Below are 6922 nucleotides of genomic sequence, written 5' to 3' on the forward strand. Positions count from 1 at the left end.
GAGCCATGACCACCCCGACCCCTTGCTACCACTGCGCCCTGCCCGTGCCGCCCGGCAGCCGGTTCACTGCCGTGATCCTCGGCGAGCCCCGCGAGCTGTGCTGCCCGGGCTGCCAGGCGGTGGCCGAGGCGATTGTCGCCGGTGGCCTGGAAAGCTATTACCAGCACCGCAGCGAAGCCTCGGCCAACCCCGAGGCGCTGCCGGTGCAACTGGTGGACGAGCTGGCGCTGTATGACCGTGCCGATGTGCAAAAGCCTTTCGTGCGCCACGACGGTGACCTGTCGGAAGCCACACTGTTGATGGAAGGCATCAGTTGCGCCGCCTGTGGCTGGCTGATCGAAAAACACCTGCGCAGCCTGCCCGCCGTCGCCGAGGCGCGCCTGAACCTGTCCAACCACCGCCTGCACGTGCGTTGGGCCGATGGGCAACTGCCCCTGAGCCAACTGCTCGGCGAGTTGCGTCACATCGGCTACGCCGCCCACCCGTACCAAGCCGACCGCGCCGCCGAACAACTGGCCAGCGAAAACCGCCTGGCCCTGCGTCAACTGGGGGTGGCCGGGCTGCTGTGGTTCCAGGCGATGATGGCGACGATGGCCACCTGGCCGGAATTCAATATCGACCTGAGCCCGGAGCTGCACGTGATCCTGCGCTGGGTCGCGATGTTTCTGACAACGCCCATCGTGTTCTACAGCTGCGCGCCGTTTTTCAAGGGGGCGATGCGCGACCTGCGCACCCGCCACCTGACCATGGATGTTTCGGTGTCCCTGGCCATTGGCGGTGCCTACCTGGCCGGAATCTGGACCGCCATCACCGGCACCGGTGAACTGTATTTCGATGCAGTCGGCATGTTTGCCCTGTTCCTGCTGGCTGGGCGCTACCTGGAGCGTCGCGCCCGGGAACGTACGGCGGCAGCCACCGCGCAGTTGGTCAACCTGTTGCCGGCCTCGTGCCTGCGCATGAGTGCCGACGGGCAAAGTGAACGGATCCTGCTCAGCGAACTGGCCCTGGGCGACCGGGTACTGGTGCATCCGGGGGCGGTGCTGCCGGCAGATGGCATCATCCTCGACGGCCAGTCGAGCATCGACGAATCGCTGCTGACCGGCGAGTACCTGCCGCAACCACGCCAGGTCGGCGATGCCGTCACTGCCGGCACCCTCAACGTCGAAGGTGCGCTGACCGTCGAAGTCCGCGCCCTGGGCCACGACACGCGCCTGTCGGCCATCGTGCGCCTGCTGGAGCGGGCCCAGGCGGAGAAACCCCGGCTGGCGGAGATCGCCGACCGCGCCGCCCAATGGTTCCTGTTGTGCTCGTTGGTCGCCGCTGCGGTCATCGGCCTGGTGTGGTGGGAGCTGGATTCGTCACGGGCGTTCTGGATCGTGCTGGCGATGCTGGTTGCGACCTGCCCTTGCGCCCTCTCACTGGCAACACCCACCGCCCTGACGGCAGCCACCGGCACCCTGCACAAACTCGGCCTGCTGCTGACCCGCGGCCACGTGCTGGAAGGCCTGAACCAGATCGACACGGTGATTTTCGACAAGACCGGCACCCTTACCGAAGGTCGCCTGGCGTTGCGCGCGATCCGCCCGTTGAGCCTGCTGGGCAGCGACGAGTGCCTGAGCCTTGCGGCGGCGCTGGAGCAACGTTCGGAACATCCGATCGCCCGCGCATTCGGCCGCGCGCCGTTGGCGGCGGATGAAGTGCTCAGCACGCCGGGCCTGGGCCTGGAAGGCCGCGTCGGTGACCGCCGGTTGCGCATTGGCCAGCCGGGTTTTGTCTGCGAACTGAGCGGCTGCGCCCTCCCCGCCTCACCGAAGGAAGCCGGCCAATGGCTGCTGCTGGGCGACACCGACGGCGCCCTGGCCTGGTTTGTCCTGGATGACCGCCTGCGCAGCGACGCGCCCGCCTTGCTCGCCGCCTGCAAGGCACGCGGCTGGCGCACGTTGCTGCTGTCGGGAGACAGCTCGCCGATGGTTGCCAGTGTCGCCGCCGAGCTGGGCATCGACGAAGCCCATGGCGGCCTGCGCCCCGATGACAAGCTGCAAATGCTGCAACAGTTGCACAAGGAAGGCCGCAAGGTGCTGATGCTCGGCGATGGCGTCAACGATGTGCCGGTGCTGGCCGCCGCCGATATCAGCGTGGCCATGGGCTCGGCCACCGACCTGGCCAAGACCAGCGCCGACGCGGTGTTGCTGTCGAACCGCCTCGACGCCCTGGTGCAAGCCTTTACCCTGGCCCGGCGCACCCGCCGGGTAATCATTGAAAACCTGCTGTGGGCCGGGCTGTACAATGGCCTGATGTTGCCGTTTGCCGCCCTCGGCTGGATCACTCCCATCTGGGCGGCGATCGGCATGTCCCTCAGTTCGTTGACCGTGGTGCTCAATGCCCTGCGCCTGACTCGCATGCCGAGCACGCCAGCCGTGAGCCCCGCCCCCGTAACCCGCCCGCTGCCGGCTTGAGTCGCGCGGGCATGGAGTGCAGATGCCAGCTCTTTACGTGATGATCCCGGCGGCGCTGTTGATCGTGGCCATCGCCATTTACATCTTCTTCTGGGCGGTGGACAGCGGCCAGTACGACGACCTCGATGGCCCGGCCCACAGCGTGCTGTTCGATGACCAGGACCCGAACCATCTGGCGGCCGTCGATGAAGCCAACGGCCCTGAACAACCGCCCAAGCCGAAAGATCCGCCCCATGCTTGAACTGGCGCCCCTGCTGGTCTCGGCGGTGATCCTCGGCCTGCTGGGCGGCGGCCATTGCCTGGGTATGTGTGGCGGCCTGATGGGCGCGCTGACCCTGGCGATTCCCAAGGAGCAACGCAGTCGGCGCTTTCGCCTGCTGCTGGCCTACAACCTGGGGCGCATCCTCAGCTACGCCACCGCCGGCTTGCTGATCGGCCTGGCCGGCTGGGCCGTGGCCAACAGTCCGGCAGCGATGTTCATGCGCATCCTCGCCGGGCTGTTGCTGATCTGCATGGGCTTGTACCTGGCCGGCTGGTGGAGCGGCCTGACCCGTATCGAAAGCCTCGGGCGCGGCCTGTGGCGGCATATCCAGCCGGTTGCCAACCGTTTGCTGCCGGTGTCCAGCCTGCCCCGGGCGTTGCTGCTGGGTGCGCTCTGGGGCTGGTTGCCGTGCGGGTTGGTCTACAGCACGTTGCTGTGGGCGGCCAGCCAGGGCAATGCGCTGGACAGTGCGGTGCTGATGCTCGCGTTCGGCCTTGGCACCTGGCCGGTACTGCTGGCCACGGGCTTAGCCGCTGATCGAGTCACCGCGTTATTGCGCAAACGCAGCGTGCGGATGGCCGGTGGCCTGCTGGTCATGCTGTTCGGCATCTGGACCTTGCCCGGGCCGCACCAGCACTGGCTGATGGGCCACTAGATCGCCATGTGGCATAGCGCCGCTCCCCGTTGATGCAAATCAAGATGGCTTCCCCACCCAGCCCCTAGACTCGGCCCACTAGCCTATCCGGGGGAACGCCCGCATGCTCGACGCCATTCGTTGGGACACTGATCTGATTCACCGCTACGACCTGGCGGGGCCACGCTATACCTCGTACCCCACCGCCGTACAATTCGACAGCCAGGTCGGCACCTTCGACCTGCTCCACGCCCTGCGCGACAGCCGCAAGGCCGTACGGCCCCTGTCGCTGTATGTGCACGTGCCGTTTTGCGCCAACATTTGCTACTACTGCGCCTGCAACAAGGTCATCACCAAGGATCGCGGCCGGGCTCACGCCTATCTGCAACGCCTGGAGCAGGAAATCCAGTTGGTGGCGTGCCACCTCGACCCCAAACAGCCGGTGGAGCAGCTGCACTTCGGCGGCGGCACCCCGACCTTTCTCAGCCATGACGAGCTGCGTCAGGTCATGGGCCGCCTGCGCCAGCACTTCAACCTGCTGGACGATGACTCCGGCGACTACGGGATTGAAATCGACCCGCGGGAAGCCGACTGGGCGACCATGGGCCTGCTGCGTGAACTGGGGTTCAACCGCGTCAGTATCGGCCTGCAGGACCTGGACCCCGAAGTGCAGCGTGCGGTGAACCGCCTGCAAAGCCTGGAAGAAACCCGCGCAGTGATCGACGCAGCGCGCACCCTGCAGTTTCGTTCGATCAATATCGACCTGATCTACGGTTTGCCCAAGCAGACACCGCTGAATTTCGCACGCACCGTGGAAGAAGTCATCAGCCTGCAACCCGACCGCCTCTCGGTGTTCAACTACGCACACCTGCCGGAACGGTTCATGCCCCAGCGACGGATCAACACCGACGACCTGCCCTCCCCGGCGGAAAAACTGCTGATGCTGCAAACCACCATCGAGCAGTTGACCCGGGCGGGCTACCGCTACATCGGCATGGACCACTTTGCCCTGCCGGACGACGAATTGGCCGTCGCCCAGGAAGAAGGCACGCTGCAACGCAACTTCCAGGGCTACACGACCCACGGGCATTGCGATTTGATCGGGCTTGGGGTGTCGGCGATCAGCCAGATCGGCGACCTGTACTGCCAGAACAGCAGCGACCTGAACCACTACCAGAACGCCCTCGCCGGCGCGCAACTGGCCACCAGCCGTGGGTTGTTATGCACCACGGATGACCGATTGCGACGGGAAGTGATCCAGCAGCTGATCTGCACGTTCAGCCTGAATTTCGAGAAGATCGAACAGGCCTTCAACATCGATTTTCGCGGCTATTTCGACGAGCTCTGGCCGCAACTGGAGGCGATGACCGAGGACGGACTGATCGAACTCGACCCACAGGGCATCCGCGTATTGCCGGCGGGGCGCCTGCTGGTACGCTCGGTGTGCATGGTGTTCGATGCCTATCTGGAGCACCAGAATCGGCAACGATTTTCGCGGGTAATCTGAACCTGTCCTACTTCGCCAGCAGGGCCATCGCTTCCAGCTGCGACTCGGGAGACTCGTCCTTCAAGGCCTTGGTCAACTGCGATTGGGCGGTCATCAAGCCGGCCTGCAATGTCGCGATATCACTCTGCAAGGCGGCCACTCTGGCCTGCCTTGCCTGCGGTGTCTTTGAGGCGTCGGACATGGCAGCTGAGAGCTGAGCCATCTTCTCGGCGAGCTGTTTTCTCATCTCGCGAATCATTTTCAACAGCTGCTTGATGTTGTCTTTCAGGTTGCTGTCGTCAATGTCCTTGTTGGAGTTGGTGCTGGCCTTGGAGGCTTTCAGCCCCGCCCCCGAGATATCCACCACCAGTCCTTGGGGCTTGGTGTCAGTGGCCCGATCGGTCGAAGACGCTTGGTCTTTATCGTCTGCAGCGGGGTCTTTTTTCGCATCAGGCACGGTTAGCGAAGAAACAATGGCAGGGTTGGTTGCGCCAATGGAAAGCATGATCTGAGCCTCCAGCTCTAGGAGTGACAATCTTGTATCGACCTCGATACAAAATTCTTTATACCGCTGCTGCTTTTTTGTACACGCTGGCCTGATCGTCCCCCAGTGCGGTACCCTTACGTCTTATGTGTGTTTTCCCACAAGGATTTAAGAAATGTCCGAGCCAGTTAAACTGCGCGCTCATAGCCAGGCTCATTGCAAGGATTGCAGCCTGGCCCCCCTGTGCCTGCCACTTTCGTTGAATCTGGAAGACATGGAAGCGCTGGACGAGATCGTTAAACGCGGTCGCCCACTGAAAAAAGGCGAGTTCCTGTTTCGCCAGGGCGACAAGTTTGACTCCGTTTATGCAGTACGTTCTGGCGCGCTGAAAACCTTCAGCCTGAGCGATGGCGGCGAAGAACAGATCACCGGCTTCCACCTGCCGAGCGAACTGGTCGGACTGTCGGGCATGGACACTGAGATTCACCCCGTGTCGGCCCAGGCCCTGGAAACCACATCGGTGTGTGAAATCCCGTTCGAACGCCTGGATGAACTGGCCCTGCAGCTGCCGCAATTGCGTCGCCAGTTGATGCGCGTGATGAGCCGGGAAATCCGCGACGACCAACAGATGATGCTGCTGTTGTCGAAGAAAACCGCCGACGAGCGTATTGCCACTTTCCTGGTCAACCTTTCCGCACGTTTCCGCGCGCGGGGTTTCTCGGCCAACCAGTTCCGCCTGAGCATGTCGCGCAACGAAATCGGCAACTACCTGGGCCTGGCGGTGGAAACCGTGTCCCGGGTATTCACCCGCTTCCAGCAGAACGAGTTGATTGCGGCCGAAGGCAAGGAAGTGCATATCCTCGACCCGATCCAGCTCTGCGCATTGGCTGGCGGTTCGCTCGACGGTTGATCCAGACGCTTGCGGCCGAGCCAATCGGCTGGGCCGCAGGTATACTTCGAGTCCGCTTTCCTCCCCAGGACTCCTCGACGATGGTCTTCGATTCGTTCGACATCAAATCCCTGATTCGCCCAGTCATCGACTTCCCCAAGCCTGGGGTGATCTTTCGCGATATCACGCCGCTGTTCCAGTCGCCCAAGGCCTTGCGCCTGGTGGCCGACACCTTCGTACACCGCTACGTCGAAACCGACTTCACCCACATCGGCGCGATGGATGCCCGGGGCTTCTTGATCGGTTCGATCATTGCCTATCAGTTGAACAAACCGCTGATCCTGTTCCGCAAGCAAGGCAAATTGCCGGCTGACGTGCTGGCCGAGAGTTACCAGACCGAATACGGCGAAGCCTTCCTGGAAGTGCACGCCGACAGCCTGTGTGAAGGTGATTCGGTACTGATGTTCGATGACCTGATCGCCACCGGCGGCACGCTGATCGCAGCGGCCAACCTGGCCCGGCGCATGGGCGCACGGATTTTCGAAGCGGCGGCGATCATTGACCTGCCGGAGCTGGGTGGGTCCCAGCGCCTGGAAGACATGGGCATTGCGACGTTCTGCCTGACGCAGTTTGCCCTGACAGACCAATAACCCGGGATTCGTGTGGCGAGTGAGCTTGTGTGGCAGGGAGCTTGTGTGGCGAGGGAGCTTG

Annotated in this window: 7 protein-coding genes; 6 read left to right on the forward strand and 1 reads right to left on the reverse strand. The window is 63.4% G+C overall.

What is annotated here, in order from left to right; translation table 11 throughout:
• Window positions 1-5 precede the first annotated feature (5 nt).
• The 4 genes from HX811_RS12675 (at window position 6) to hemN (ending at window position 4859) form a co-directional block, all read left to right on the forward strand.
• Window positions 6-2456 (forward strand): heavy metal translocating P-type ATPase, encoded by a 2451-nt coding sequence (locus HX811_RS12675; RefSeq protein WP_134325954.1) that lies wholly within the window; start codon window positions 6-8, stop codon window positions 2454-2456.
• A gap of 22 nt (window positions 2457-2478) precedes the next feature.
• Window positions 2479-2697 carry a cbb3-type cytochrome oxidase assembly protein CcoS gene (gene ccoS, locus HX811_RS12680; protein ID WP_003219033.1) on the forward strand — a complete coding sequence of 73 codons (219 nt, stop codon included), beginning with the start codon at window positions 2479-2481 and terminating at the stop codon, window positions 2695-2697.
• Entirely contained in the window at window positions 2690-3373 is a 684-nt protein-coding gene (locus HX811_RS12685) for a sulfite exporter TauE/SafE family protein (protein WP_003219035.1), read from the forward strand. Before ccoS ends, HX811_RS12685 begins: the two co-directional genes overlap by 8 nt.
• Before the next feature lie 103 nt (window positions 3374-3476).
• Window positions 3477-4859 (forward strand): oxygen-independent coproporphyrinogen III oxidase, encoded by a 1383-nt coding sequence (gene hemN / locus HX811_RS12690; RefSeq protein WP_003219038.1) that lies wholly within the window; start codon window positions 3477-3479, stop codon window positions 4857-4859.
• Window positions 4860-4866: 7 nt separating this feature from the next.
• Here the strand turns inward: hemN and HX811_RS12695 are convergent, their stop codons facing one another.
• The gene (locus HX811_RS12695; protein ID WP_003219041.1) at window positions 4867-5343 is read right to left on the reverse strand and encodes a hypothetical protein; all 477 of its coding nucleotides are present in this window, start codon (window positions 5341-5343) and stop codon (window positions 4867-4869) included.
• A gap of 154 nt (window positions 5344-5497) precedes the next feature.
• On the opposite strand from HX811_RS12695, the gene fnr reads away from it, so the two are divergent.
• Window positions 5498-6232, forward strand: coding sequence for a fumarate/nitrate reduction transcriptional regulator Fnr (fnr, locus tag HX811_RS12700; protein ID WP_003219044.1), 735 nt, complete (start codon window positions 5498-5500; stop codon window positions 6230-6232).
• 80 nt (window positions 6233-6312) lie between these two features.
• Entirely contained in the window at window positions 6313-6861 is a 549-nt protein-coding gene (locus tag HX811_RS12705) for an adenine phosphoribosyltransferase (protein ID WP_177046103.1), read from the forward strand.
• Window positions 6862-6922 lie beyond the last annotated feature (61 nt).

The sequence above is a fragment of the Pseudomonas sp. F8002 genome, from assembly GCF_013385495.1.
GTDB lineage: Bacteria > Pseudomonadota > Gammaproteobacteria > Pseudomonadales > Pseudomonadaceae > Aquipseudomonas.